This is a genomic window from Kitasatospora sp. NPDC059973 (assembly GCF_042737525.1).
Lineage (GTDB): Bacteria > Actinomycetota > Actinomycetes > Streptomycetales > Streptomycetaceae > Kitasatospora.
On the sequence record NZ_JBHWUI010000062.1, the window covers coordinates 19,808 to 44,446 of the forward strand.

Genomic DNA, 24,639 nt, shown 5'->3' on the forward strand with positions numbered 1-24,639 from the left:
TCGGGCGAAGTCAGGACGGGCTCTCGGGGCTCTCAGGGCGTGCTCAGGGCGCTCAGGGCGCTCAGGGCAGGGTGAGGACGGCCTTGCCCCGGATCCGCCGCTCCCGCAGATCGGTCAGCACGGCGGCGGTCCGCGCCCAGGGCGCGACCCGGCCGACCTCCGGGGTCAGCCGCCCCTCCCCCACCAGGCGGACCAGGGTGGCGAGGTCCTCACCGTCGGGTACGTCGGAGTCCGTGTAGTGGAAGTGCCGGAGCGTGGCGGACTCCGGCCCGGCGAAGAAGTCGAAGAAGTCCAGCGTCACCGGGGTCCGGGAGGCCTGGCCGAACCAGATCAGCGTCCCCCGGCGGGCCAGCCGGGCGAGCGCGAGCGGCAGGTCGGCGCCGCCCGTCGACTCCAGCACCAGGTCGTACGGGCCGCGGGCCGCGCCCACCGAGTGGACCACCTCCGCCGCGCCCAGCTCGACCAGCCGCCGCCCGCGCTCCGCCGAGGCGGTGACCGCGGTCAGCTCCGCGCCCGCCGCCGAGGCCAGCTCGGTGACGTAGTGGCCGACGCCCCCGGAGGCGCCGGTGAGCAGCACCCGGCGGCCGGCCAGCGCACCGGCGGTGCGCAGCAGCCGCAGCGCGGTGAGACCGGCCAGCGGCAGGGCGGCGGCGCGGACGGCGTCCAGCCCGTCCGGGATCTCGGCGAGCGAGCCGACCGGCACGCACACGTACTCGGCCCAGCCGCCGGCCGGCGGGTGGCCGACGACGCGGCGGCAGACGGCCGGCCCGGAGCCGTCGGCGGCGGCCTGCACGACCAGGCCCGCGATGTCCTTGCCGGGGCGCCAGCCCGGCCGGGGCGCCTCCAGCTGGAACGTCTCGCCGCGGTTCACCGCGAACGCCTCGACCTTCACCAGGGCCTCGCCCGGTCCCGGTCGCGGCTGCGTCACCTCCGCGAACGCCACCGTCGCGTCCGCCCGTCCGGTCGGTGTCAGCGCCCTCATGGCCCTCGGCCCTCCGTCTCCCCCTCGCCGGCCGGTCCGGCCGAGCTCGTGGTCCCAGCAGACCGCGACCGCCCGGAGCCGGTCCAACAACCGCTCGGCGGCCCCGACAACCGACCGTTGTCGGGGCCCTCCGGACGGCGGCAGGCCGTGGGCGGGCCTGGAGGCCCTAGGGTGGGCGGCCATGGATCTCGATCTCTCCCAGGTCCGCGCCTTCACCACGGCGGCCGAGGAACTGCACTTCGGCCGCGCCGCCGCCCGGCTGGCGATCAGCCAGCAGGCCCTGTCCAAGCGGATCGCCCGGCTGGAGGCGGCGCTCGGCGCCCGGCTGCTCGACCGCGACCCGCGCGGCGTCGTGCTCACCGGGGCCGGGCACCGGTTCCTGGAGCCCGCCCGGCGGCTGCTCGCCCAGGGCGACCGCGCCGTGGCGGCGGTGGCCCGTACCCGGCGCCCGCTGCGCGTCGACGTCTGGGGGCACCTGTACGCGCCGATGCGGACGGTCGCCCGGGCCGTCGACGGGGTGCCCGGGCTGGAGGTGGAGCCCGTTCCGGGGCGGGACCTCCCCTCGGTGGCGGCGGCCCTGCTGCGCGGCGAGTCGGACGCGGGCTTCGGCCGGGTGCACCCGCTGCCCGACGGCCGGGACGCGGGGCTGGCGCACCGGCTGGTCCGGCTGGAGCCGGTGGACGCGCTGCTGAGCACCGACCACCCGCTGGCCGGCCGCGACGTGCTGCGCCCGGAGGACCTGCGCTCCGACGTGCTGCGCTACCCGGCGGCGGTGGACCGGCTGGACTTCCTGACCCGGTTCGCGGACCGCTTCGGCATCGCGGAGCGGGCCGGCTCGACCAATCTGGGCCTGGAGAGCTTCGCCGACCGGATCCGCACCGACCCGTCCTGCTTCTCGCTGCTCCCCGCCGACTGCCCGCTGCCCGGCCCCGGCCGCCCCGGCATCCGGACCGTCCCGCTGGTCGACCCCACCCCGCTCTACGCCTGGTCGCTGCTCTGGCGCGACGGCGACGAGCCGGCGGCCCGGCTGGACCCGCTGCTCGGGGCGTTCACCGAGGCGGCCCGGCGCAGCCGCTGGCTGGAGTACGACCCGGCCCGTGACTGGCTGCCCGGCCCGGACGAGGCGGCCCTGGACGGCTGACGGCCTCCGGGCGGCCCGTCCTCGGCGCCCCCGGCGCCCGGAGCCCCGACCGTCGCCCCGGTCCGCCGCGGTTCCCCGGGCGCCGCCCCGGGGGCGGGGTTCGCCCGGAGGCCGTGGCGGCTGTGACACTGGAGGGGCTCGAAAACCGAGGTGCGCGCCGCCGCATCTCCTTGCGAACCTAGAGGGATGCCCGCAGTGAGTTCTCCCGCAGTCCAGTCCGCCGACGCGTCCACGGAGGGCGGCGGCCCCGGTATCGGCGAGCTGGCCGCCCGTCTGCCCGAACTGACCCTGCGCGACCAGGTGCGGATCGGGCGGCGGCTGGAGGGCGCCCGGCGGGTCCGCAAGCCCGAGGCCCGGCAGAAGGTCGCCGCCGAGATCGCCCGCGACGTCGAGCGCGCCGAGCTGCTGGTCGCGCAGCGCCGGGCCGCCGTCCCCGAGATCACCTATCCCGCCGAGCTGCCGGTCAGCCAGAAGAAGGACGAGATCCTCGCCGCCATCCGCGACCACCAGGTGGTGATCGTGGCGGGTGAGACCGGCTCCGGCAAGACCACCCAGATCCCGAAGATCTGTCTGGAGCTGGGCCGCGGGGTCCGCGGCCTGGTCGGGCACACCCAGCCCCGCCGGATCGCCGCCCGGACGGTGGCCGAGCGCGTCGCGGAGGAGATGCGCACGCCGCTCGGCGAGGCGGTCGGCTGGAAGGTCCGGTTCACCGACCAGGTCGGCCCGGACACCCTGGTCAAGCTGATGACCGACGGCATCCTGCTCGCCGAGATCCAGACCGACCGTGAGCTGCGCCAGTACGACACCCTGATCATCGACGAGGCGCACGAGCGCAGCCTCAACATCGACTTCATCCTCGGCTACATCAAGCAGCTGCTGCCCCGCCGGCCCGACCTCAAGGTCGTCATCACCTCGGCGACCATCGACCCCGAGCGCTTCGCCCACCACTTCGGCGACGCCCCGATCGTCGAGGTCTCCGGCCGCACCTACCCGGTCGAGGTCCGCTACCGGCCGATCGTCGAGGACGCCGACGACGCGGACGGCGACCACGGCCCCAGCGACGCCGACCGGGACCGCGACCAGATCCAGGCGATCTGCGAGGCCGCCGAGGAGCTCCAGGCCGAGGGCCCCGGCGACATCCTGGTCTTCCTCTCCGGCGAGCGCGAGATCCGCGACACCGCCGACGCCCTCAACAAGCTGAAGCTGAAGTTCACCGAGGTCCTCCCGCTCTACGCCCGGCTGAGTTCGGCGGAGCAGCACAAGGTCTTCCAGCGCTCCAGCTCCCGCCGGATCGTCCTGGCGACCAACGTCGCCGAGACCAGCCTCACCGTCCCGGGCATCAAGTACGTGATCGACCCGGGCACCGCGCGCATCTCCCGCTACAGCCACCGCACCAAGGTGCAGCGGCTGCCGATCGAGGCGATCAGCCAGGCCAGCGCCAACCAGCGCAAGGGCCGCTGCGGCCGTACCTCGGACGGCATCTGCATCCGGCTGTACTCGGAGGAGGACTTCCTCTCCCGCCCCGAGTTCACCGACGCCGAGATCCTGCGCACCAACCTGGCCTCGGTCATCCTCCAGATGACCGCCGCCGGCCTCGGCGACATCGCCGCCTTCCCGTTCCTGGACCCGCCGGACTCCCGCAACATCAAGGACGGCGTCAACCTCCTCCACGAACTCGGCGCCCTGGACCCCGACGAGAAGGACGTCCGCAAGCGCCTCACCCCGCTCGGCCGCCAGCTGGCCCAGCTCCCGGTGGACCCGCGGATGGCCCGGATGGTCCTGGAGGCCGACAAGAACGGCTGTGTCCGCGACGTCATGGTGATCGCCGCCGCGCTCTCCATCCAGGACCCGCGCGAACGCCCCACCGAGAAGCGCCAGGCCGCCGACGACCGGCACCGCCGCTTCCAGTCCGAGACCTCCGACTTCCTCTCCTACCTCGCCATGTGGCGCTACGTGCGGGAGCAGCAGAAGGAGCTCTCCTCCTCGGCCTTCCGCCGGATGTGCAAGGCCGAGTTCCTCAACTACCTGCGGATACGGGAGTGGCAGGACATCTACTCGCAGCTCCGCACGGTCGCCAAACAGCTCGGCGTCACCATCGAGGAGCCCCATCCCGACGCCGAACCGGACGCCGACCGGATCCACCAGTCGCTGCTGGCCGGCCTGCTCTCGCACCTCGGCCTCTACGACGTCGAGAAGCGCGAGTACGGCGGCGCCCGCGGCGCCCGGTTCGCGGTCTTCCCCGGCTCCGGCCTGTTCAAGAAGCCGCCGCGCTGGGTGATGTCCGCCGAGCTGGTCGAGACGTCCCGGCTCTGGGCGCGGATCAACGCGAAGATCGAGCCCGAGTGGGTGGAGCCGCTGGCCGGCCACCTGATCAAGCGCAGCTACAGCGAGCCGCACTGGGAGAAGAAGGCCGGCGCGGTGCTGGCCTACGAGAAGGTGACCCTCTACGGGATGCCGATCGTCGCCCAGCGCAAGGTCAACTACGGCCGGATCGACGCGGAGCTCTGCCGCGAGCTGTTCATCCGCAACGCGCTGGTCGAGGGCGACTGGGAGACCCACCACCGCTTCTTCGCCGAGAACCGCAAGCTGCTCAGCGAGGTCGAGGAGCTGGAGAACCGGGCCCGCCGCCGGGACATCATGGTCGACGACCAGACCCTGTTCGACTTCTACGACAGCCGGCTGCCCGAGGACATCGTCTCCACCCGGCACTTCGACTCCTGGTGGAAGAAGACCCGGCACGACCAGCCGGACCTGCTCAGCTTCGAGAAGTCGATGCTGATCAACGACTCGGCGGACGGCGTCACCGAGGCGGACTACCCGGACTACTGGCAGCAGGGCAAGCTCCGCTTCAAGCTGACCTACCAGTTCGAGCCGGGCAGCGACGCCGACGGCGTGACCGTCCACATCCCGCTCCCGGTGCTCAACCAGGTCACCGCCGAGGGCTTCGACTGGCAGATCCCCGGCCTGCGCGAGGAGCTGGTCACCGCCTACATCCGGGCGCTGCCGAAGGCGATCCGCCGCAACTTCGTCCCGGCCCCGGACTACGCCAAGGCGGCCCTGCGCCAGGTGAAGGACCGCCAGGAGCCCCTGCTGCCCACCCTGGAGCACGTCCTGAAGCGGATGACGGCGATCACCGTCCCGCCGGAGGCCTGGGACGACGAGCGGGTGCCGGACCACCTCAAGGTCACCTTCCGGGTGGTCGACGGCCGCAAGAAGCTCGCCGAGTCCAAGGACCTGGAGGACCTCCGGCTGCAGCTGAAGCCCAAGCTCAAGGAGACCCTCTCCTCGGCCGCCTCGGGCCAGGGCATCGAGCAGTCCGGGCTGACCGCCTGGCCGGCCTCGCTGCCGGTGCTCCAGCGCACCTTCGAGCAGCGCTCGCGCGGCCATTCGCTGCGCGCCTACCCGGCCCTGGTGGACGAGCGGGACACGGTCGGGATCAAGCTCTTCGACACCCCGCAGGCGCAGGCCCAGGCGATGTGGGAGGGCACCCGGCGGCTGCTGATGCTGACCACCAACTCGCCCGCCAAGTCGATCCAGGGCCGGCTGGGCAACCAGGCGAAGCTCGCCCTGTCGTACAACCCGCACGGCTCGATCCCGGCCCTGTTCGAGGACGTGGTGGCCTGCGCCACCGACCGGCTGATGACCTCGGCCGGCGGACCGGCCTGGGACGAGGCCGCCTTCGGCAAGCTGCACGAGAAGGTCCGCACCGACCTCTACGAACTGTCGGCGGACACCACGCTGAAGACGGCCACCGCGCTGATCGCCTTCCACCGGGCCTCGACCCGGCTGAAGGCGGTGAGCAGCCCGGTGCTGCTGACGGCGGTCAACGACATCCGGCTGCACCTGGCCTCGCTGGTGCACCCCGGGTTCGTCACCGAGGCCGGCTGGCAGCGGCTGCCGGACCTCAAGCGCTACCTGCTGGCGGTGGACCGCCGGCTGGAGGCGCTGCCCAACCACCCGCAGCGGGACGCCCAGCAGCTGCTGAAGGTGCAGCAGGTGCAGCAGGAGTACGGGGAGCTGCTGGCGGCCGTGCCGGCCGGGCAGCAGCCGTCCCCGGCGGTGCTGGCGATCCGCTGGATGATCGAGGAGCTGCGGGTCAGCTTCTTCGCCCAGTCACTGGGTACGCCGACCCCGGTCTCGGAGAAGCGGATCTCCAAGGCGATGGAGGCGGCCAGGGCCACGCTCTGAGCTGGGAGGGGCCCTCAGGAGCCAGTTCGACCTGGGGGCCCACCATGGGCTACAGTCTGTCTTGTTCGCAGCGCAGCAAAGCGAGTGAACAAGATCAGAACACTCTGGTCCTGTGGAGCAGTTGGTTAGCTCGCCACCCTGTCAAGGTGGAGGTCGCGGGTTCAAGTCCCGTCAGGATCGCCGTACCCGAGAGGCCCGGAACCGTTTGGTTCCGGGCCTCTCGCGTTTGCCCCGGGAGGGATCCCTACCCCGGACTAGGTCTAGACCACAAGCAACGACCCGCGTGATCGTCGTCACTTATCTTTTCCCGAGACCGGACACATGGCGCCCCTTCCCCAGGGGTGCCGATTTAATATGTAAAATTGCACAGCTATGAACTGTATATCCCCCCCGCCCCAGGGGCCTCAAATCGTTATCCGGAGTTCAACATTCCGGCCGCCCGGCACGATCTCCGGGAGCTCCCGCGAGCATGCAAAGGGGCTGCTTACCGGACCCGGCGGAGTCCGGTAAGCAGCCCCTTTGAAAGAGCCTTCGGCCTATCAGGCCTCGGTTCGCTGGGCGGGAATACCGGCCAGCAGGGCGCGCACCTCCGCCTCGCGGTAACGACGGTGCCCGCCAAGCGTGCGAATGGACGTGAGCTTGCCTGCCTTGGCCCAGCGGGTAACCGTCTTCGGGTCCACGCGGAACATGGTGGCGACCTCTGCCGGCGTCAGCAGGGGTTCAGCATCAGGGGTACGAGCGGTCATGAGCGGCCTCCTCGGGAGAACCGAACCAGGGCGGTTCTATCCTTCAAATTCTGCACCTTGGCCCGCGATGCCCGAAATGGCATAGACGGGCCGAGTCGGTTATAGGACGAACGGCTTGTCCTGGTGTCTACAACTACACCATCCGTCCAGCCCTATCGACCAAACCGCCAAAATTGACCCCTCACGGGTTCAAGGCTGACGGATGGCGATGGACCACCCCATAACGGGCAGTCACCTTATAGTGACATCCGGTTACGATGAGACCAGACCCGCTGTTTCCTCGCAAGGTACGCATCGGTTCCAGAACCACCCAAAAGTGGGCACGCTCATGTGAAGTTGGGCTGGTTGTCCCATTTTTGCACATAGGGGTAAGTTCGCGTCAACGGTGAGTAGTGTCACGTTCGATAGCTATTGACCCGAACCAGGACCTTGGTCATACGGCTCGGGCCGTAGGACTGTTCCAGTCTTACAAGTACCACCGACACCCCGCCCCGCCAGCACTGACGCCCCGTCGACCGGGCCCCCGCGGCACCTCGCACCCCTCCCCGCGGCCCTCCGACGCCTCCCCCGGGCCGGACCGACCCCCCTCCCCTACCCGCTGACTCAGTTCGCGTACCGCAGTGCCAGGACCCGCCGCCAGCGCACCGTCAGTTCCTCGTACACCCGCAGCGCCTCCGCCGCCTCGCCGGCCCGCAGCGCCCGCAGCCCGTCCTCCAGCTCCCCCGCCGAACGGTCCGCCAGCAACTGCTCCGGCCCCAGCAGGTGCACCAGCCCCCCGTAGTCCAGCTCCACCAGGGAACGCGGGTGGAACTCCTCCAGCCACCGCCCCACCAGCTCCGCCCCGCGCACCAGGTCCCCCTCCGGCACGGCCTCGCGCAGCGCCCGGTAGGCCCGGGCCACCCGACGGCGCGCCTGCGCCATCGGCGTCAGGTAGAACAGCGCCGCCTGCTCCCCCTTCTCCCCGCGGTCGAACCCGGCGCCGCCCGCCGAGGCCGCACCCGGCCGCCCCGCCGCGCCACCGGGCTCCGCCGCGCCCCCGGCCGGCTCCTGATCGCCCGTCCCGCCCGGGCCCCCCGCCGGCACGAAGCAGCGGTCCTCCTCCCCGAACGGCAGGAACCAGCGCACCGGCACCTCCCACCGGCTGGTCACGATCCACGGCCGGGCGTCCGGGTGCTCGGCCCGCCAGCGCTCCCGGTCCGCCTCGGCGGCCGCCCGGGTGGCCGGCGGCAGCGCGGTGTCCAGCAGCGCCACCGGCGCCGCCGCCCGCAGTTCGTCCAGCGCCTGCCAGGTGCGCAGCCGGGTCGCCCAGGGGCAGACGTACAGCACCCCGTCCACCGACCGCACGAAGGCCCGCTCGCTCTCCCGCTCCGGCAGGGCGCGGGGGGTGCGGCCGACCAGCTCCGCCAGTGCCGCCCGCTGCTCCTCCAGCGCCGCCACCGCGACCGGACGGCCGGCCTCCGCGGCATCCGGCCCGTGCGCCGCGGCATAGGCCTGCCAGCGCGCGCGCTCGGGCTCCGGGTAGGCGGCCAGCGGCTCGTAGACCCGCAGGTGGGCGGCGTAGGGCGGCAGTACGGAGGTGCGCACGACGGTCACGTTCTGCATCGTCGCACGCACCGGCCCCCGCCCGGGAGGCCTTCGGCCGGGAGCCGTTCGGGAACGCACTCCGCACGCCCCCGTCTCAGTACGCGGACAACCCGCGCAAGCTCGTACAAGAGGGCAGATCGAGGACGACCGCGCGACTACGCTTCGCCTTAGGCGCCCGCACCACAGCAGCGGGCCTCGGATACTGGAGTCACCACAGTGACCGACGTACAGACCGCATCCGCCGCGTACCCCGCACCCGGAGTGCTCAGCAGGATCTTCCGTACCGAACAGGACGGCGCCGCTCCCGGCGACGGCCACGAGCAGGTCGTCCTCTGCCACGACCGCAGCTCCGGCCTCAAGGCCATCATCGCCATCCACTCCACCGCCCTGGGCCCGGCCCTCGGCGGCACCCGCTTCTTCCCGTACGCCTCGGAGGAAGCGGCCCTGGAGGACGCGCTGAACCTCTCGCGCGGCATGTCGTACAAGAACGCGCTGGCCGGGCTCGACCTCGGCGGCGGCAAGGCCGTCATCATCGGCGACCCGAACAAGGACAAGAACGAGGCGATGCTGCGGGCCTACGGCCGCTTCGTCGAGTCCCTGCGCGGGCGCTACATCACCGCCTGCGACGTCGGCACCTACGTGCAGGACATGGACGTCATCGCCCGCGAGACCGGGTTCGTCACCGGCCGCTCGCCCGAGAACGGCGGCGCCGGCGACTCCTCCATCCTGACCGCCTTCGGCGTCTTCCAGGGCATGCGCGCCAGCGCCCAGGCCCGCTGGGGCCAGCCCACCCTGCGCGGCAAGCGGGTCGGTGTGGCCGGCGTCGGCAAGGTCGGCCACTACCTGGTCGGCCACCTGGTCGCGGACGGCGCCACCGTCGTCATCACCGACGTCTCCGAGGCCGCCGTGAACCGCGTGCGCGCCGCCCACCCGGAGGTCGAGGTGGTGGCCGACAGCGCCGCCCTGCTCCAGAGCAAGCTGGACGTCTACGCCCCCTGCGCCCTCGGCGGCGCCCTCACCGACGACACCGTGGGCACCCTCGGCGAGTTCGGCACCTCCGTCGTGTGCGGCGCGGCCAACAACCAGCTCGCCCACCCCGGCGTCGAGAAGGACCTGGCCGACCGCGGCATCCTCTACGCCCCGGACTACCTGGTGAACTCCGGTGGCGTGATCCAGGTCGCCGACGAGATCGAGGGCTTCAACTTCGACCGGGCCAAGAACAAGGCCACCCGGATCTTCGACACCACCCTGGAGATCTTCACCCGGGCCGCCGCCGACGGCGTGCCGCCGGCCGTCGCCGCCGACCGGCTCGCCGAGAAGCGGATGCGCGAGATCAGCGCGCTCCGCTCGGTGCTGCTGCCGGGTGCCCGCCGGGGCTGACCCCCGAGCGGCCGGAGCCGCTCCCCGGCGCGTCGCGGACTCCGTGACGCGCCCGGGGGGCGGCTCCTCCGTCTCCGGCCCGCCGCGGGGCCCCGAGGGCCCTCCCGGCCCCGCCGCGGGGGCCCGGGCCGACTCGTCCCGCGCGCATCACGATGTGGAACCGGATTCTCACTTCTGCGCCCGATCGGGTGATCCACCACCCCCCTTGGGGGGATAATCGATCCCGGAACGACGGACCTCAGCTACCTCCGGACCGCGCGCAAACTGCCGCAAAACCTCCCGTGACCTGGGAAGACCTGGTCTCGGGTGCGGCCGGTGCGCGCCACGTCACACCGACGACGTACCGTCCAGCGGCAGAAACAGGTACCGTTAATGCTCCAAGGGACGGTTCTCCCCATTCGGGCAGGCCGCTCTTGATCATGAACACGTGTCAGACTCGGGGCCGTGAGCCCCATCGTTGAGGGGGTCGACCCATGGGGCGCGGCCGGGCCAAGGCCAAGCAGACGAAGGTCGCCCGCGAGCTGAAGTACAACAGCGGCGGGTTCGACGCCAATCGTCTGTCCAACGAGCTGGGCGTATCGCCCTCTACCGCCTCGATCGAGCCTGAGCCGATCGAGGAAGAAGAGGACGACGACCCCTACGCGGAATACGCGGCTCGGTACGCCGACGACGACGAGGACGATGACAGCACGTCGGGGACCGGGCCTTCGCAGGCCCGCCGCCGCGCGTAGTCACAGTCTGGCCTGACCGGCCCGAGCGCCCAGAGCGCCGGGCCGGTTTTCGGCGTCCCCTGAGTGCGGGCGCTCCGCTCCGGCCCCGCCGGTCCCGTCACGGCTCCCCGGACACGCGAAGGGCCCCTCCCGCGGTCTCCACGCCGGAGGGGCCCTTCGTCGTGCCGCTCAGCCCGCGGTGAAGGCCTCGTAGGCGTTGTAGAGCGCCGCGCCGCCGTCGTGCTCGCCGGAGCGCTCGACGATGTCACCGAGCAGCCAGGACTCGACGCCGCGGTCCTCCAGGATCGACAGCACGACGTCCACCGAGTGCGGCGGGACGACCGCGACCATGCCGACGCCCATGTTCAGGGTCTTCTCGATCTCCAGGGTGGCCACCTTGCCGACCTCGGCGACGGTCTGGAACACCGGCAGCGGCGTCCAGGTACCGCGGTCCAGGCGGGCGTGCAGGCCGTCCGGGATCACCCGTGCCAGGTTGGCCGCCAGGCCGCCGCCGGTCACGTGCGAGAAGGCGTGCACCTCGGTGGCCCGGGTGAGCGCCAGGCAGTCCAGCGAGTAGATCCGGGTCGGCTCCAGCAGCTCCTCGCCGAGCGTGCGGCCGAACTCCTCGACCTTGCGGTCCAGCTTCCAGCCGGCCTCGTTCAGCAGCACGTGGCGCACCAGCGAGTAGCCGTTGGAGTGCAGGCCGGAGGCGGCCATCGCGATCACCACGTCGCCCGCGCGGACGCGGTCGGCGCCCAGCAGGGCGTCCGCCTCGACCACACCGGTGCCGGCGCCCGCCACGTCGTACTCGTCCGGGCCGAGCAGGCCCGGGTGCTCGGCGGTCTCGCCGCCGACCAGGGCGCAGCCGGCCAGCGCGCAGCCCTCCGCGATGCCCTTGACGATCGCGGCGACCCGCTCCGGCACGACCTTGCCGACGCAGATGTAGTCGGTCATGAACAGCGGCTCGGCGCCGCAGACCACCAGGTCGTCCACGACCATGCCGACCAGGTCGTGGCCGATGGTGTCGTGCTTGTCCATGGCGGCGGCGATGGCGACCTTCGTCCCCACCCCGTCGGTGGCCGAGGCCAGCAGCGGCCGCTCGTAGCGCTTGAAGGCGGACGCGTCGAAGAGCCCGGCGAAACCGCCGATGCCGCCGACCACCTCGGGGCGGCTGGCCTTCTTCACCCACTGCTTCATGAGCTCGACGGCGCGGTCGCCCGCCTCGATGTCGACGCCGGCGGCGGCGTAGGTGGCGCCGTTCTGGTTCGTGGTCACTGCGGTGCGGCCCTTTCGGGTCAGTGGGGGTTGGAACAGCGGTGGGGCCCCGGGTTCCGGGACCCCACCGTCAGGTCGTTACGGGCGGCGCAGGGCGTCGGCCGCGCCCGCTCCGCCGAGCAGGGACTGGACGCCGTCCAGGTCGCTGCCGCTGGTCGGCTTGCCGCGGACCGCGGGCGGCTGCTGGCCGCCCTTGATCTCGGCCTCCAGCAGGAGCTTCCCGAGCAGCGCCGGGTCGGGCAGCTCCATCGGGTACTCGCCGTCGAAGCAGGCCCGGCAGAGCCGGTCCTTCGGCTGCTTGGTGGCCTCGATCATGCCGTCGATCGAGATGTAGGAGAGCGAGTCCGCACCGAGCGTGCGGCCGATCTCCTCGATGGTCATGCCGTTGGCGATCAGCTCCGCGCGGGTGGCGAAGTCGATGCCGAAGAAGCAGGGCCACTTGACCGGCGGCGAGGAGATCCGGATGTGGACCTCGGCCGCGCCGGCCTCGCGGAGCATCTTCACCAGCGCGCGCTGGGTGTTGCCGCGGACGATCGAGTCGTCCACGACCACCAGGCGCTTGCCCTGGATGACCTCGCGCAGCGGGTTGAGCTTCAGCCGGATGCCGAGCTGGCGGATGGTCTGGCTGGGCTGGATGAAGGTGCGGCCCACGTAGGCGTTCTTCACCAGGCCCGAGCCGTACGGGATCCCGCTGGCCTCGGCGTAGCCGATGGCGGCCGGGGTGCCGGACTCCGGGGTCGCTATCACCAGGTCGGCCTCGACGGGCGCCTCGGCGGCCAGCCTGCGACCCATCTCCACGCGGGAGAGGTGCACGTTGCGGCCGGCGATGGAGGTGTCGGGGCGGGCCAGGTAGACGTACTCGAAGACGCAGCCCTTGGGCTTGGCCTCGGCGAAGCGGGAGGTCCGCATGCCGTTCTCGTCGATGGCGATGAGTTCGCCGGGCTCGACCTCGCGGATGAAGGAGGCGCCGCAGATGTCCAGCGCCGCCGTCTCGGAGGCGACCACCCAGCCGCGCTCCAGCCGGCCGAGCACCAGCGGGCGGATGCCCTGCGGGTCGCGGGCGGCGTAGAGCGTGTGCTCGTCCATGAAGACGAGCGAGAACGCGCCCTTGACCTTGGGCAGGACGAGCTTGGCCGTCTCCTCGATGGAGAGGTCCGGGTGGCCCGCGAGGAGGGCGGTCACCAGGTCGGTGTCGTTGGTCGCGGCGGACCGGCCCGAGCGGGAGACGTGCTCCTCACCGGGCAGTTCGGCGACCATGGCCGCCAGTTCGGCGGTGTTCACCAGGTTTCCGTTGTGCCCGAGGGCCAGCGAACCGTGAACGGTCGCGCGGAAGGTCGGCTGGGCGTTCTCCCAGACCGAGGAACCGGTGGTCGAGTAGCGGGCGTGTCCGACGGCGATATGCCCGTGCAACGACCCCAGGGAGGCCTCGTCGAAGACCTGGGAGACGAGTCCCATGTCCTTGAAGACGAGAATCTGGGAGCCGTTGCTCACTGCGATGCCCGCGGATTCCTGACCGCGGTGCTGCAGGGCGTAAAGGCCGAAGAACGTGAGCTTGGCGACCTCCTCGCCGGGAGCCCAGACACCGAAGACGCCGCAAGCGTCCTGGGGGCCTTTCTCGCCGGGAAGAAGATCGTGGTTGAGTCTTCCGTCACCACGTGGCACGCCTTCGAGTCTAGGGCAGTTGGCACAGGCTTCCGGAACCAGGGCGGCGCGGATTCTTGGGCGATCGCTCGGCAACGCGCGTAGACAAAACCCCTTACCGGGGGCGGATTTCCAGGGCGTGGAATTCGGTCGAGGGGCGCTTGGCCTTGTGGGTCGCGCCCGTTGGCGCCTTTCCGCCCGCGGACGGCCCGGAGGTTAACGGCGGGCAACGTGAGCCTGCTCACCCAGGGGCCCGGCGGGGCCGGGCGGGGCCGCCGGGCTTCGCGGGGCCGTCTTCGGCCCTCCGCTTCGACCCCTTCGGGCCTCGGTTCAGTCCTCGGTTCAGTCCTCGGTCCGGCCCTCCCCTGGCCTCCCCCAGGCTCCCCCGGGCTCCCCCGGCCTCAGCCGCTCGGGAGCAGGAGCCCCCAGGCGCCCGGGTGCACCGTCCAGGTCCGGTCCCGGACCGGGCCCACCGGCTGGCCGTCCGCCTCGTAGCCGAACCCGCGCCCCGTCACCGCGAGGGTCGCCGCCCGGGCGCGCACCAGTGCGCCGGGCGTGCGGACCACGATCTCCATCACGCCGCCGATCGCCTCCCCGCCCGGCAGGGTCACCTCGACCACCCGGACCGGCTGGTCGAGGTCGGCCAGCAGCCGGCCGTCCGCCTCGACCCGGAGCAGCGCGCTGTGCTCGCCCCGGCCGGCCTCGACCGTGAGTGAGGTCCCCTGCTCGGCCGCAGCCAGTTTCGCCCATAGCGAACGCCAGCCACCCGTACGGCCCGCTATCCGGCCCGCTCCGCTGCCGGAGATCCGCACCTTGCCGAGCGCCACTCCGCCGCCGTCGTCCACCAGTAGGTCCAGCTTGCGCGGCACGCCGCCGAGCACCGCCCGCGCGGCCGGCACCGGCTCGCCCGGCACACCGAGCGCGCGGGCCGCCACCAGCTCGTCGGACCGGCCCACCGGGACCATGCCGACCGGGTCCGCACCCAGCTCACGCTGGCGGTAGAGGGCCTGGAGCACCCGTTGCATCGCCAGGTCGGAGCCGATCACCACCGGTCGGCGGCGGCCCCGGTGCGAAAGCACCCGGTCGAGTTCGGAAGGGCTCTCCGGGTAGGCCACCTTGGCGTCCGTCCCTCCGCACAGGACGTCCCTCGCGATCCGCACCGACTCGCCGTCGGTCTGCCGGGCCGCCGGGTCGAGGAGCAGGAGGAGCGGTTCGGGGCCGCCGGTTGCGGGCGTGGACAGGGACGACACGACCGGTCCTTCCTCAGGTAATCTCTCGGTGCAAGAGCCCCTTGCGCTATTGCGCCAGGGGCTTCGTCTATCTCGGGGCAGACTGCGGCCTTCGCAGGATGCCCCAACCGGAAGGGGTGTACGCCTGTGCCGGCACTCGTGCTCGTTGGCGCTCAGTGGGGGGACGAGGGCAAGGGGAAGGCGACCGACCTCCTCGGCGGCTCCGTCGACTACGTCGTTCGCTACCAGGGCGGCAACAACGCCGGTCACACGGTGGTCATCGGCGACCAGAAGTATGCCCTGCACCTGCTGCCTTCCGGCATCCTCAGCCCGAATGTGACGCCGGTGATCGGCAACGGCGTCGTCATCGACCCGGGCGTGCTGCTCTCCGAGCTCAGCGGGCTGAACGAGCGCGGCATCGACACCTCCAAGCTGCTGATCTCGGGCAACGCCCACCTGATCACGCCGTACCACCGCACCCTGGACAAGGTCACCGAGCGCTTCCTGGGCAAGCGCCGGATCGGCACCACCGGCCGCGGCATCGGCCCGACCTACGCGGACAAGATCAACCGCGTCGGCATCCGGGTCCAGGACCTCTTCGACGAGTCGATCCTGCAGCAGAAGATCGAAGCCGCGCTGCACGACAAGAACCAGCTGCTGGTGAAGCTCTACAACCGCCGCGCCATCCCGGCCGAGCTGGTCCTGGAGGAGTACCTCGGCTACGCGGACAAGATCAAGCCGTTCCTGGCCGACACCACCCTGGTGCTCGACGAAGCGCTGAAGGCCAACAAGGTCGTCCTGCTGGAGGGCGGCCAGGGCACCCTGCTCGACGTCGACCACGGCACGTACCCCTTCGTGACCTCGTCGAACCCGACCGCCGGCGGTGCCTGCACCGGCGCCGGCATCGGCCCGACCAAGATCGACCGGGTCATCGGCATCCTGAAGGCGTACACCACCCGCGTCGGGTCGGGCCCGTTCCCGACCGAGCTGCTGGACGCCGACGGCGAGGCGCTGCGCCGGATCGGCGGCGAGCGCGGTGTGACCACCGGCCGCGACCGGCGCTGCGGCTGGTTCGACGCCGTGATCGCGCGCTACGCGACCCGGGTCAACGGCCTGACCGACTTCTTCCTCACCAAGCTGGACGTGCTGACCGGCTGGGAGCAGATCCCGGTCTGCGTCGCGTACGAGATCGACGGCAAGCGCGTCGAGGAGCTCCCGTACAACCAGTCCGACTTCCACCACGCCAAGCCGATCTACGAGACGCTGCCGGGCTGGACCGAGGACATCAGCAAGGCCCAGACCTTCGCCGACCTGCCGAAGAACGCGCAGGCCTACGTGAAGGCGCTGGAGGAGATGTCGGGCGCGCAGATCTCCGCCATCGGCGTCGGCCCGGGCCGGACCGAGACGATCGAGATCAACTCGTTCATCTGAGTCCGGACCACCAGGAGCGAGCGAGAGGCCCTGCGGGACGCTGCGTCCCGCAGGGCCTTCTCCTTGCCTCGGGACCTCTGCACTAGTGCAATAACCTCTTGCATCTAGTGCAGAGCACCGTTACGTTCGGATCATGACTGCGAAGCTGCCTGCCCCCGTCACCCTGACCGGCCGCCACGTCCGACTGGAGCCGCTGAGCCGGGACCACGCGTCCGAGCTGTGGGCCTCCGTCGGCCCCGACCCGGACGTCTGGCGCTGGATCCCGTTCGGCGCCCCGGCGACGGAGGAGGAGCTGGGCGCGATCCTCGACGTCCGGCTGGCGGAGGTGGCGGCCGGGAACGCCGTGAAGTTCGCCGTGATCGACCTCGCGAGCGGCCGCGCGGTCGGCATCACCGGGTACTACGACTTCAGCGCGGACAACGAGCTCGTCGAGATCGGCGGCACCTGGTACGCGCGCTCGGTCTGGCGCACGGCCGTCAACACCGAGGCCAAGCTGCTGATGCTCGTCCACGCCTTCGAGGACTTGGGCATGGGCCGGGTGTTCTGGAAGACGGACGCGCTCAACGACCGCTCCCGCAACGCGATCCTGCGCCTCGGCGCGTCGTTCGAGGGCATCCACCGGCGCGAAAAGCTCCGCGCCACCGGGGTCTGGCGCGACAGCGCCTACTTCTCGATGCTGGCGGACGAGTGGCCGGCGGCCAAGTCCCGCCTGGTGGAGCGCCTTTCACGCGGCTGACGGTGCGCGATGAGCTGCGCGACGACGCCGACGAAGAGCACCGACACCAGCAGCCCGGCGAGCAGGAACGCGCCCATCAGCCCCCGACCGCCACCGCGGCCCACACCGCTCTGCCGTACGTCCCGATGAGTTTCACACCCCACTCATCGGCAAGCACGCCCACCAGATCAAGCCCCCGCCCACTGGTACGCGAGTCGTCCGGGCGAGGGCGCAGGATGGGGGCGGTACCGGCGTCCGAGACGGCGATCCACAGCCTCCCGCACCGGAGTTCGAGCACCACGGTCGGCGGGCCCTCGCCGTGGACCAGGGCATTGGTGACCAGCTCGGAGAGGATGAGGCAGGGGGCGTCCGAGTCGAGACCGAGACTGCGGAGGGTGTCGCGGAGGAGGCGGCGGAGCGCTCCGACGGTTTCGGGGAGAGCCGGCGGGAAGAGGTCCAGCCTGAAGTCGACAGCCGGGTCGGAGTCGACCGGGCGAAGGAGCGGGAGCAACATCGACTGTCTCCAGTCCAGTTGAGGTGAGGGTGTTGATGAAGGGCCTTCCACCCGTGGCCTGCCCCCACCGACGATGAGACGAGGGCAGGCGTCGGCGGCCTGCATGCCCATCGGGGGTGCACTTCGGGTTCTTGATGAACCATCAGTAAGTGATTCGCTACTCAAGGTAGGCTCACCCCCTCATTAGTGCAACCACTCGTAAGGGTGATCCTGGATTGATCCTCCCCAACGAGTGGCGTCGTGCGGCCCTTGCACGCGACACTGCCGATGCCACGGGAAGGGACGAACTTTGGCTCTACGAGCGCACATCAGCGAGCGCCAGCGTCGGTACGGCGCAGAGGTGCGCCGCCTTCGCCTGGACGCCGACATCGCGGTGCAGGCGGCCGCGGCACACGTTGGGATGCGCGGCCCACAGCTGAACCACATCGAAGCGGCACGCACCGGCCTCGACGAGGACAGGATGCGCCTGCTCGCAACGCTCTATGGCTGCACGAATGAGGAGTACCTGCTCACGCTGGCCGCAATGGGTTCGAGTGACGGCAAGGGCTGGTGGAGCCGGCACCGGCGCAAGGTCCCCTCCTTCGCGCTGGACCTCGCCGAGCTGGAGCACTGGGCAACATCGGCGTATCTCAACTACGAGACATTCCTGGTGCCTGGACTGCTGCAGACCGAGCAGTACATGCGCGAGCTGTTCGAGAACAGCGAGACATCGCTCTCCGACGAGGAGATCAACGACACCGTGTGCTTCCGCCGCGACCGGCAGCAGGCTCTCGACGGGCCCGCCTCGTTCCGCTTCGTCATCCATGAGGCGGCGCTGCTGATGGCCTTTGCCGGACGCGATGTCATGCGAGACCAGCTCGCCCACTTGCTCGAAGCGGCCGAGCGTCCGAACGTCACCATCCAGATCTTCCCGTTCAGCGTCAGGGCGACGCTGCCGTACAGCGGCCCGTTCCTCATCACCGAACCGGCCTCTCCCGCTCTCTCCACCGTCGTGATCGATGCCCCGGGCGAGTCTGCATTCAATGACCTACCCGAGGCCGTGGCCCAGTTCCGCAGCAGGTTCGATGCCCTCTCCAGGCTTGCCCTCCCGCCGGGCGACCCGACTACCTCATCCCGGCCACAGTCAGGACGGGACTCCTGGGGCGTCATCCAACACATCAAGCACGGTCTGGAATTGGAAAGGTAGAGGCATGCCTCAGCACTGGCAGAAGTCGACCAGCAGCTCCCAGGACGGAGGGAACTCCGTAGAGGTCTCCACAAACAGCGAAGGCCTGATCGAGATCCGCGAGTCCGACGACCCGGGCTCGATCGTCGTCACCACGCCCAGGAAGTTCGCCCTCTGGCTCGAAGGCGTCAAGCGCGGCGAGTTCGACCACTTCGGCCACGCCTAGACGAATCGTTCCGGCGGCCCCTCGCAGGGTGCGAGGGGCCGCCGGCGGGGTTGGACCGGTCAGGAAGCCGCCTCAATGTGATCGACGACGTCCGGCTCCGTCTCTGCGACCGCTCGGCCGGTGCCATCATCGCCGAGTCCGAGGCCATCGCGCTCAGTCCCGATGACTCCATCGACTTCATCCATCGCATAGCGACGGACCTGGAAGGTTAGCGAGCCATGAGCGACTGGCAGAAGTCATCGGCAAGCGGGAACAGCAATCAGTGCGTCGAGGTCCGGATCACCGGGGACGGAATGATCGAGATCCGCGAGTCCGATGCCCCGGGCGCGATCGTCGTCACCACGCCGAAGAAGTTCGCCCTCTGGCTCGAAGGCGTCAAGCGCGGGGAGTTCGACCACTTCGGCCACGCCTAGACGAATCGTTCATCCGGGCCCTCGCAGGGTGCGAGGGCCCGGAGGGGGACAGAACCCTGCGTACAGGCCGGGTCTTTCGGGACGGCGGTGGGCGGGGTCGGGCCGGATACTGGGAGTGCTGCCCCGGAGCGGGGGGTGGTGACCGAACGACAGAGACGAGCCGTCCGTGCCGACCAGTGCGCCCGTGATCCGCAGTGACGTCCCCGGCTCGTTCCCCTGGGGCGTGTTCCACGAGCGGCATCCGAAGCTCCTGGGACAGGTCCTCGACGCGCTGCCGTACGGGCCGGCCGAGCGGGCGGCGGCGGAGCGGCTGCTGGTGGAGAGCACCACGGGCGTCCTGACGCCGCCGGGCGCGGACGTCCACGACCGGGAGCGGTGGCTGGCGTGGGGCGAGGGGCTCTGGGGCCGGCCGTGGGGCGAGGCGCCGTTCCTGTGGGCGGAGAACTGGTTCTACCACCGCCTGCTCGACGCCACCGGCTACTTCCGCCCCGGGGCCTGGCAGGGCATCGACCCGTTCGGCCCGTTCAAGGCCGCCGAACTGGCGGGCCCGGCGGTGGACGACGAGCTGGCCGCACTGGAGCCGCTGGGCGAACTGCCGCCCCGGCAGCGGGCGCGCGCCCTGGTGACGTCGGCCCTGTGGGGCAACCGCGCGGACCTGAGCTTCGGGCTCACGGCGGCCGACGACGGCCCCGTCGCCGAGCTGGTCGCCGACGACAGCGCACTGTTCCGGACCGAGCTGGAGCGGACCCGCGGCGGCCGGGTCTGCGTCGTCGCGGACAACGCCGGCCGGGAGCTGCTGCCGGACCTGGTGCTGATCGACCACCTGCTCGACGACGGCCTGGCCGCCGAGGTGGCGCTGTATGTGAAGCCCCGGCCGTACTTCGTGTCGGACGCGACCCCGGCCGATCTGCTCGCCACCGTCGAGCGCCTGCGGGCAGCCTCCACGCCCCGGGCGGCGGCGATCGGCCGCCGGCTGTGGCGGGCCCTCGGCACGGGTGAACTCACCGTCCGCGCCGACGCGTTCTTCTGCGCGCCGCTGACCTTCCACGACCTGCCCGCCGGGCTCCGGGCGGAGTTCGCCGGGGCGGCCCTGACGGTCTTCAAGGGCGACCTCAACTACCGCCGCCTGGTGGGCGACCGGCTCTGGCCGCCGACCACCCCGTTCGCGGCGGCGGTGGCGCACTTCCCGTCCTCCGTCGCGGCGCTGCGGACGCTCAAGTCGGACGTGGTCGTCGGCGTCGAACCCGCCGTCCTCGCCCGGCTGGAGGCCACCGGCGCTCCGTGGCGCACCACCGGCCGGCACGCGGTCGTCCAGGTGCACCGCCGGGCGGCCGCGGGCTGACGGCGGCCGCGCGCCGTCCGAGCGGTGAAAAGGGCGGGAGGAGGCCGCCCGGGCTTCGATACACTGCGCACGCCCACAGTGGACCTTCGCTCTGTGTGGCAGCCCGGAGCCCGGCCGACTGCGGCGCGGCCTCCGTTGCGGCCCCCAGACCCTGCGCCTGTCACGGCACTCCGGGCTGGGGTGCGTGCGGGAGAAATTGGAGCATCCGAGGATGGCTCGGCACCTGATCACCAGCGCCCTTCCGTACATCAACGGGATCAAGCACCTGGGCAACATGGTCGGGTCCATGCTCCCGGCGGACGTCTACTCCCGGTACCTGCGCCAGCGCGGGCACGAGGTGCTGTACATCTGCGCCACCGACGAGCACGGGACGCCGGCCGAGCTGGCCGCGCAGGAGGCCGGGCTGCCGGTCGCCGAGTTCTGCGCGCAGGCGCACGACCAGCAGAAGGCCGTCTACGACGGGTTCCGGCTGTCGTTCGACCACTTCGGGCGCAGCTCCTCGCGGCAGAACCGGGAGATCACCCAGGAGATCGCCCGTGAGCTGCACGCCAACGGGTTCATCGAGGAGCGGGCGATCCGCCAGGTGTACTCGGTCACCGACGGGCGGTTCCTGCCGGACCGGTACATCGTCGGCACCTGCCCGCACTGCGGCTACGACAAGGCGCGCGGCGACCAGTGCGAGAACTGCACCCGGGTGCTCGACCCGACGGACCTGCTGGAGCCGCGCTCGGCGATCAGCGGCAGCGCGGACCTGGAGGTGCGCGAGACGAAGCACCTCTTCCTGCTCCAGTCGAAGCTGACCGACCAGGTCGAGGAGTGGGTCGACGCGCACGGCGACCAGTGGCCCGTCCTGGCGTCCTCGATCGCCCGCAAGTGGCTGACCGAGGGGCTGCAGGACCGCGCCATCACCCGTGACCTGGAGTGGGGCGTCCCGGTGCCGGCCGACGTGTGGCCGGAGCTGGCGGCCGCGGGCAAGGTCTTCTACGTCTGGTTCGACGCCCCGATCGAGTACATCGGCGCGACCAAGGAGTGGGCGGACTCGGCGGCCGGCGGCGAGACCCGGGACTGGAAGTCCTGGTGGTACGAGGCCGACGACACCGTCCGGTACACGGAGTTCATGGCCAAGGACAACGTCCCGTTCCACACGGTGATGTTCCCGGCCACCCTGCTCGGCTCGCGCAAGCCGTGGAAGAAGGTCGACTACGTCAAGGCCTTCAACTGGCTGACGTACTACGGCGGCAAGTTCTCGACCAGCCAGAAGCGGGGCATCTTCACCGACGTCGCGCTGGAGCTGCTGCCGGCCGACTACTGGCGCTACTTCCTGATGGCGCACGCCCCCGAGTCGGACGACTCCAGCTTCACCTGGGACCTCTTCTCCTCGGTCGTCAACAAGGACCTCGCCGACACCCTCGGCAACTTCGTGAACCGCGTGCTCTCCTTCAGCCGCAAGCGGTTCGGCGACGACGTCCCGGCCGGGCACGCGGCGGGCGAGGCGGAGCAGCGGCTGGGCGCGCAGATCGCCGACCTGCTGGCCGAGTACGAGACCCAGCTGGAGGCGCTGAACTTCCGCAAGGCCGCGCAGAGCCTGCGCACGCTGTGGAGCGCCGGCAACGCCTACCTGGACGAGAAGGCGCCCTGGCTCCAGGTGAAGACCGACCCGGAGGCCGCCGCGCTGACCCTGCGGACGGCGATGAACCTGATCCACCTCTACGCCGTCGTCTCCGAGCCGTTCATCCCGGCGGCGGCGCAGGCCATGCGCGAGGCGTTCGCGCTCGCGGACGACGCCCCGGCCCGCACCCGGGCGTGGGTGAGCGCCGAGGAGGCGCGCGCGCTGGACTTCGTGCCGGCGGGCACCGCGTTCACCGTGCCGCCGGTGCTGTTCGCCAAGATCACCGACGAGGACCTGGCCGCCTGGACCGCCCGCTTCGGCGGCGGTGAGTAGCGGCACACCGTAGGAGTGGTGGCCCCCGTCGCCGGTCGGCGACGGGGGCCGCTCCTGTGAGGACGGCCGGTCAGGGGCCCGTTTCGGCGGTCACCCAGGCGAGGTAGCCGCCGCTGCCGGAGACCACCGGGACGGCGACGACCTCGGGGGTGTCGTAGTCGTGGTGCTCGGTGATGAACGCGGTGAGCCGGGCGGTGAGCCCGGCGCGGGTCTTGAGGTCGACGCGCCACTCGGCGCTCTCCCGCACCTCGCCGTCCCAGCGGTAGACCGACCGGACCGGGTAGAGCTGCGCGCACGCGGCCAGCCGCTCGCGCACCGCGGCGGCGGCCAGGGCGCGGGCCTTGGACTCGTCGTCGTGGGTGGTGGTGACCACGACGACATCGGGGTTCGAAGCTGCCATGCGGCGACCGTACCGCCCGGCGTTCGGCACCGTCGTACGCAGCGTTCGGCACCGCACCGCCGGCGTTCGGCACCGTACCGCCGGCATTCGGCACCGTACCGCCGGCATTCGGCACCGGACCGCGCAGGAAGTCGGCCGGATCGACTTCCTGTGCGCGGGGGGGCGGGTGGGGTGAAGGTGCGGGAGCGGCCGGGTGGTGCGCTCAGCCGAGGGAGCGGCGGGCCGTGCCGAGGAGCGGGGCGAGGTCGGGGGCGGCGGCGGCCTCCTCGTCCAGAGCGGCGCCGAGGGTCTCCTCGTAGGTGGCGCGGGCCTCCTGGTGACGGGCGCGGCCGGCGGCGGTGATCACCGTGTAGACGCCGCGCCTGTCGTCCGGACAGAGGTCCCGGTAGGTGAAGTCCGCGTTGTGCAGGCGGGCGACCAGTCGGGTGACCGAACTCTGGTTGAGGCCGAGGACGGCGGCGAGGTCCTGCATGCGCAGCTCGCCCTTGGGGGCCTCGGAGAGGAAGCCGAGGGCGCGGTACTCGGACAGGCCGAGCCCGTGCCGGCGCTGGAGCGCGGTGGCAAGCCGGCCCTCGACATGGGCGTGGAGGGCGGTGAGCCGGCTCCACATCCGGGAATCCGACGGCCCGGCGTCCGGGTCGCCGCTGGTGGGGCTGGGTTCCGGGTCCATGGGCTGCTCCTGGCACAGGCGGGGCGGATTGACACAGGTTACTTGTACATGCATGCTCTTGCCCAGTCGACATTAATTTGCACATACATGCAATCACTTACCCGCGACGAACCCGGGGGGTTCTCCCATGGCCTGGATCTACCTGCTGATCGCCTCGCTCTTCGAGGTCGTCTTCGCCCTCGCGACCAACGCCACCCACGGCTTCACCGCGCTGGGCCCGTCCCTGCTGACCGCCGGGGCGGCGGCGGGCGGGATCTTCTTCCTCAGCCTCGCCCTGAAGACCCTGGACGTCGGGGTCGGCTACACGGTGTGGACCGGGATCGGCTCGGTCGGCACCGTCGTCCTCGGCTCGGTGATCTTCCACGAGTCGATGAACCCCGGAAAGGCGGCGGCCTTCGTCCTGATCATCGGCGGGGTGCTCGGCCTCAAGCTCTCCGACCGCCCCGGCGGCGCGGAGCAGCCGGCGGGGAGCGCCGAGCGGCCGGCCGGGGGCAGCGACCGGCCGGCCGGGAAGGCGGAGCAGCCGGCCACCGCCTGATCCCGCGCAGCCGGCCCACCCCGCCCTCCTCCGCCGCCCCACCACCCAAGGAGCCCACCGTCATGGCCTGGATCTTCCTCGCGATCGCCGTCGTCTTCGAGATCGTCTTCGCCCTCGGCACCAACGCCACCCACGGCTTCACCAAGCTCTGGCCGTCCGTCCTCACCCTGGTCGCCGCCGCGGGCGGCATCTTCACGCTCAGCCTGGCGCTCAGGACGCTGGACGTCAGCGTCGGCTACACCATCTGGACCGGGCTCGGCTCGGTCGGCGCGGTCGTCCTCGGTGCCGTGCTCTACAAGGAGCGGATCACGCTCCCCAAGCTGCTGTCCTTCGCCGCGATCATCGCCGGTGCCGTCACCCTGAAGCTGGCCTCCGGCCTCTGACCGCCGGCGGGCGCGCCGTCCGCG

Annotated in this window: 23 protein-coding genes and 1 tRNA gene; 15 read left to right on the top strand and 9 right to left on the bottom strand. The window is 71.4% G+C overall.

Annotated elements, in window-relative coordinates:
- Window positions 1-61 precede the first annotated feature (61 nt).
- A complete protein-coding gene (locus ACFWA9_RS18600; protein WP_329489018.1) occupies window positions 62-982 on the bottom strand; it encodes a zinc-binding dehydrogenase in 921 nt (306 codons plus the stop codon).
- Between the two features lie 181 nt (window positions 983-1,163).
- Between ACFWA9_RS18600 and ACFWA9_RS18605 the strand changes: the two genes are divergently transcribed.
- The 3 genes from ACFWA9_RS18605 to ACFWA9_RS18615 all read left to right on the top strand — a co-directional run bounded on the left by ACFWA9_RS18605 (window position 1,164) and on the right by ACFWA9_RS18615 (window position 6,491).
- Entirely contained in the window at window positions 1,164-2,123 is a 960-nt protein-coding gene (locus tag ACFWA9_RS18605; RefSeq protein WP_380388305.1) for a LysR family transcriptional regulator, read from the top strand.
- Between the two features lie 186 nt (window positions 2,124-2,309).
- A complete protein-coding gene (hrpA, locus tag ACFWA9_RS18610; RefSeq protein WP_380388307.1) occupies window positions 2,310-6,311 on the top strand; it encodes an ATP-dependent RNA helicase HrpA in 4,002 nt (1,333 codons plus the stop codon).
- 106 nt (window positions 6,312-6,417) lie between these two features.
- Window positions 6,418-6,491: transfer RNA gene (locus ACFWA9_RS18615), tRNA-Asp, on the top strand.
- 359 nt (window positions 6,492-6,850) lie between these two features.
- Here the strand turns inward: ACFWA9_RS18615 and bldC are convergent.
- Both bldC and ACFWA9_RS18625 read right to left on the bottom strand, forming a co-directional pair.
- Entirely contained in the window at window positions 6,851-7,057 is a 207-nt protein-coding gene (gene bldC, locus ACFWA9_RS18620; RefSeq protein WP_014137253.1) for a developmental transcriptional regulator BldC, read from the bottom strand.
- Between the two features lie 603 nt (window positions 7,058-7,660).
- The gene (locus ACFWA9_RS18625) at window positions 7,661-8,650 is read right to left on the bottom strand and encodes a hypothetical protein (RefSeq protein ID WP_380388308.1); all 990 of its coding nucleotides are present in this window, start codon (window positions 8,648-8,650) and stop codon (window positions 7,661-7,663) included.
- A gap of 207 nt (window positions 8,651-8,857) precedes the next feature.
- Between ACFWA9_RS18625 and ACFWA9_RS18630 the strand changes: the two genes are divergently transcribed.
- Complete coding sequence (locus ACFWA9_RS18630; RefSeq protein ID WP_380388310.1) at window positions 8,858-10,021, top strand: Glu/Leu/Phe/Val dehydrogenase dimerization domain-containing protein; 1,164 nt, start codon at window positions 8,858-8,860, stop codon at window positions 10,019-10,021.
- Window positions 10,022-10,494: 473 nt separating this feature from the next.
- The gene (locus tag ACFWA9_RS18635; RefSeq protein WP_329489015.1) at window positions 10,495-10,752 is read left to right on the top strand and encodes a DUF3073 domain-containing protein; all 258 of its coding nucleotides are present in this window, start codon (window positions 10,495-10,497) and stop codon (window positions 10,750-10,752) included.
- A 168-nt stretch (window positions 10,753-10,920) separates the two neighbouring features.
- Here ACFWA9_RS18635 and purM read toward each other — a convergent pair whose 3' ends face one another.
- The 3 genes from purM to ACFWA9_RS18650 all read right to left on the bottom strand — a co-directional run bounded on the left by purM (window position 10,921) and on the right by ACFWA9_RS18650 (window position 14,897).
- On the bottom strand, window positions 10,921-12,006 hold the full coding sequence (gene purM / locus ACFWA9_RS18640) for a phosphoribosylformylglycinamidine cyclo-ligase (protein ID WP_380388312.1): 1,086 nt from the start codon (window positions 12,004-12,006) through the stop codon (window positions 10,921-10,923).
- A 78-nt stretch (window positions 12,007-12,084) separates the two neighbouring features.
- Entirely contained in the window at window positions 12,085-13,668 is a 1,584-nt protein-coding gene (gene purF, locus ACFWA9_RS18645) for an amidophosphoribosyltransferase (protein ID WP_329489013.1), read from the bottom strand.
- Window positions 13,669-14,048: 380 nt separating this feature from the next.
- Entirely contained in the window at window positions 14,049-14,897 is an 849-nt protein-coding gene (locus ACFWA9_RS18650; protein WP_380388314.1) for a diacylglycerol kinase, read from the bottom strand.
- Window positions 14,898-15,023: 126 nt separating this feature from the next.
- Here ACFWA9_RS18650 and ACFWA9_RS18655 point away from each other — a divergent pair, with 126 nt between their 5' ends.
- Together ACFWA9_RS18655 and ACFWA9_RS18660 are read left to right on the top strand one after the other, a co-directional pair.
- Complete coding sequence (locus ACFWA9_RS18655) at window positions 15,024-16,307, top strand: adenylosuccinate synthase (RefSeq protein ID WP_352291206.1); 1,284 nt, start codon at window positions 15,024-15,026, stop codon at window positions 16,305-16,307.
- Between the two features lie 133 nt (window positions 16,308-16,440).
- A complete protein-coding gene (locus tag ACFWA9_RS18660) occupies window positions 16,441-17,043 on the top strand; it encodes a GNAT family N-acetyltransferase (RefSeq protein ID WP_380388316.1) in 603 nt (200 codons plus the stop codon).
- A gap of 76 nt (window positions 17,044-17,119) precedes the next feature.
- Here ACFWA9_RS18660 and ACFWA9_RS18665 read toward each other — a convergent pair whose 3' ends face one another.
- A complete protein-coding gene (locus tag ACFWA9_RS18665) occupies window positions 17,120-17,536 on the bottom strand; it encodes an ATP-binding protein (protein WP_380388317.1) in 417 nt (138 codons plus the stop codon).
- A gap of 340 nt (window positions 17,537-17,876) precedes the next feature.
- Here ACFWA9_RS18665 and ACFWA9_RS18670 point away from each other — a divergent pair, with 340 nt between their 5' ends.
- The 6 genes from ACFWA9_RS18670 to metG all read left to right on the top strand — a co-directional run bounded on the left by ACFWA9_RS18670 (window position 17,877) and on the right by metG (window position 22,624).
- Window positions 17,877-18,722, top strand: coding sequence for a DUF5753 domain-containing protein (locus tag ACFWA9_RS18670; RefSeq protein WP_380388319.1), 846 nt, complete (start codon window positions 17,877-17,879; stop codon window positions 18,720-18,722).
- A gap of 4 nt (window positions 18,723-18,726) precedes the next feature.
- Window positions 18,727-18,927 (top strand): DUF397 domain-containing protein, encoded by a 201-nt coding sequence (locus tag ACFWA9_RS18675; RefSeq protein WP_380388321.1) that lies wholly within the window; start codon window positions 18,727-18,729, stop codon window positions 18,925-18,927.
- A 77-nt stretch (window positions 18,928-19,004) separates the two neighbouring features.
- The gene (locus ACFWA9_RS18680) at window positions 19,005-19,139 is read left to right on the top strand and encodes a hypothetical protein (RefSeq protein WP_380388322.1); all 135 of its coding nucleotides are present in this window, start codon (window positions 19,005-19,007) and stop codon (window positions 19,137-19,139) included.
- Between the two features lie 6 nt (window positions 19,140-19,145).
- On the top strand, window positions 19,146-19,340 hold the full coding sequence (locus tag ACFWA9_RS18685) for a DUF397 domain-containing protein (RefSeq protein ID WP_352291210.1): 195 nt from the start codon (window positions 19,146-19,148) through the stop codon (window positions 19,338-19,340).
- 184 nt (window positions 19,341-19,524) lie between these two features.
- A complete protein-coding gene (locus tag ACFWA9_RS18690) occupies window positions 19,525-20,682 on the top strand; it encodes a damage-control phosphatase ARMT1 family protein (RefSeq protein ID WP_380388324.1) in 1,158 nt (385 codons plus the stop codon).
- A gap of 211 nt (window positions 20,683-20,893) precedes the next feature.
- On the top strand, window positions 20,894-22,624 hold the full coding sequence (gene metG, locus ACFWA9_RS18695) for a methionine--tRNA ligase (RefSeq protein WP_380388326.1): 1,731 nt from the start codon (window positions 20,894-20,896) through the stop codon (window positions 22,622-22,624).
- 70 nt (window positions 22,625-22,694) lie between these two features.
- On the opposite strand, the gene cutA is transcribed toward metG, so the two are convergent.
- Window positions 22,695-23,024 carry a divalent-cation tolerance protein CutA gene (gene cutA / locus ACFWA9_RS18700; protein WP_380388328.1) on the bottom strand — a complete coding sequence of 110 codons (330 nt, stop codon included), beginning with the start codon at window positions 23,022-23,024 and terminating at the stop codon, window positions 22,695-22,697.
- Between the two features lie 202 nt (window positions 23,025-23,226).
- Window positions 23,227-23,694 (bottom strand): MarR family winged helix-turn-helix transcriptional regulator, encoded by a 468-nt coding sequence (locus ACFWA9_RS18705; protein WP_380388330.1) that lies wholly within the window; start codon window positions 23,692-23,694, stop codon window positions 23,227-23,229.
- 127 nt (window positions 23,695-23,821) lie between these two features.
- Between ACFWA9_RS18705 and ACFWA9_RS18710 the strand changes: the two genes are divergently transcribed.
- Window positions 23,822-24,232: a DMT family transporter gene (locus ACFWA9_RS18710; protein ID WP_380388332.1), complete on the top strand. Its 411-nt coding sequence runs from the start codon at window positions 23,822-23,824 to the stop codon at window positions 24,230-24,232.
- Window positions 24,233-24,294: 62 nt separating this feature from the next.
- Complete coding sequence (locus ACFWA9_RS18715) at window positions 24,295-24,615, top strand: DMT family transporter (protein ID WP_380388334.1); 321 nt, start codon at window positions 24,295-24,297, stop codon at window positions 24,613-24,615.
- Window positions 24,616-24,639 lie beyond the last annotated feature (24 nt).

Excerpts from the sequence above, each read along its gene's own strand:
- ACFWA9_RS18600 (WP_329489018.1), bottom strand. The coding sequence starts at position 982 with ATGAGGGCGCTGACACCGACCGGACGGGCGGACGCGACGGTGGCGTTC.
- ACFWA9_RS18605 (WP_380388305.1), top strand. The coding sequence starts at position 1,164 with ATGGATCTCGATCTCTCCCAGGTCCGCGCCTTCACCACGGCGGCCGAG.
- hrpA (WP_380388307.1), top strand. The coding sequence starts at position 2,310 with ATGCCCGCAGTGAGTTCTCCCGCAGTCCAGTCCGCCGACGCGTCCACG.
- bldC (WP_014137253.1), bottom strand. The coding sequence starts at position 7,057 with ATGACCGCTCGTACCCCTGATGCTGAACCCCTGCTGACGCCGGCAGAG.
- ACFWA9_RS18635 (WP_329489015.1), top strand. The coding sequence starts at position 10,495 with ATGGGGCGCGGCCGGGCCAAGGCCAAGCAGACGAAGGTCGCCCGCGAG.
- ACFWA9_RS18660 (WP_380388316.1), top strand. The coding sequence starts at position 16,441 with ATGACTGCGAAGCTGCCTGCCCCCGTCACCCTGACCGGCCGCCACGTC.
- ACFWA9_RS18665 (WP_380388317.1), bottom strand. The coding sequence starts at position 17,536 with ATGTTGCTCCCGCTCCTTCGCCCGGTCGACTCCGACCCGGCTGTCGAC.
- ACFWA9_RS18675 (WP_380388321.1), top strand. The coding sequence starts at position 18,727 with ATGCCTCAGCACTGGCAGAAGTCGACCAGCAGCTCCCAGGACGGAGGG.
- ACFWA9_RS18685 (WP_352291210.1), top strand. The coding sequence starts at position 19,146 with ATGAGCGACTGGCAGAAGTCATCGGCAAGCGGGAACAGCAATCAGTGC.
- metG (WP_380388326.1), top strand. The coding sequence starts at position 20,894 with ATGGCTCGGCACCTGATCACCAGCGCCCTTCCGTACATCAACGGGATC.
- cutA (WP_380388328.1), bottom strand. The coding sequence starts at position 23,024 with ATGGCAGCTTCGAACCCCGATGTCGTCGTGGTCACCACCACCCACGAC.
- ACFWA9_RS18705 (WP_380388330.1), bottom strand. The coding sequence starts at position 23,694 with ATGGACCCGGAACCCAGCCCCACCAGCGGCGACCCGGACGCCGGGCCG.
- ACFWA9_RS18710 (WP_380388332.1), top strand. The coding sequence starts at position 23,822 with ATGGCCTGGATCTACCTGCTGATCGCCTCGCTCTTCGAGGTCGTCTTC.
- ACFWA9_RS18715 (WP_380388334.1), top strand. The coding sequence starts at position 24,295 with ATGGCCTGGATCTTCCTCGCGATCGCCGTCGTCTTCGAGATCGTCTTC.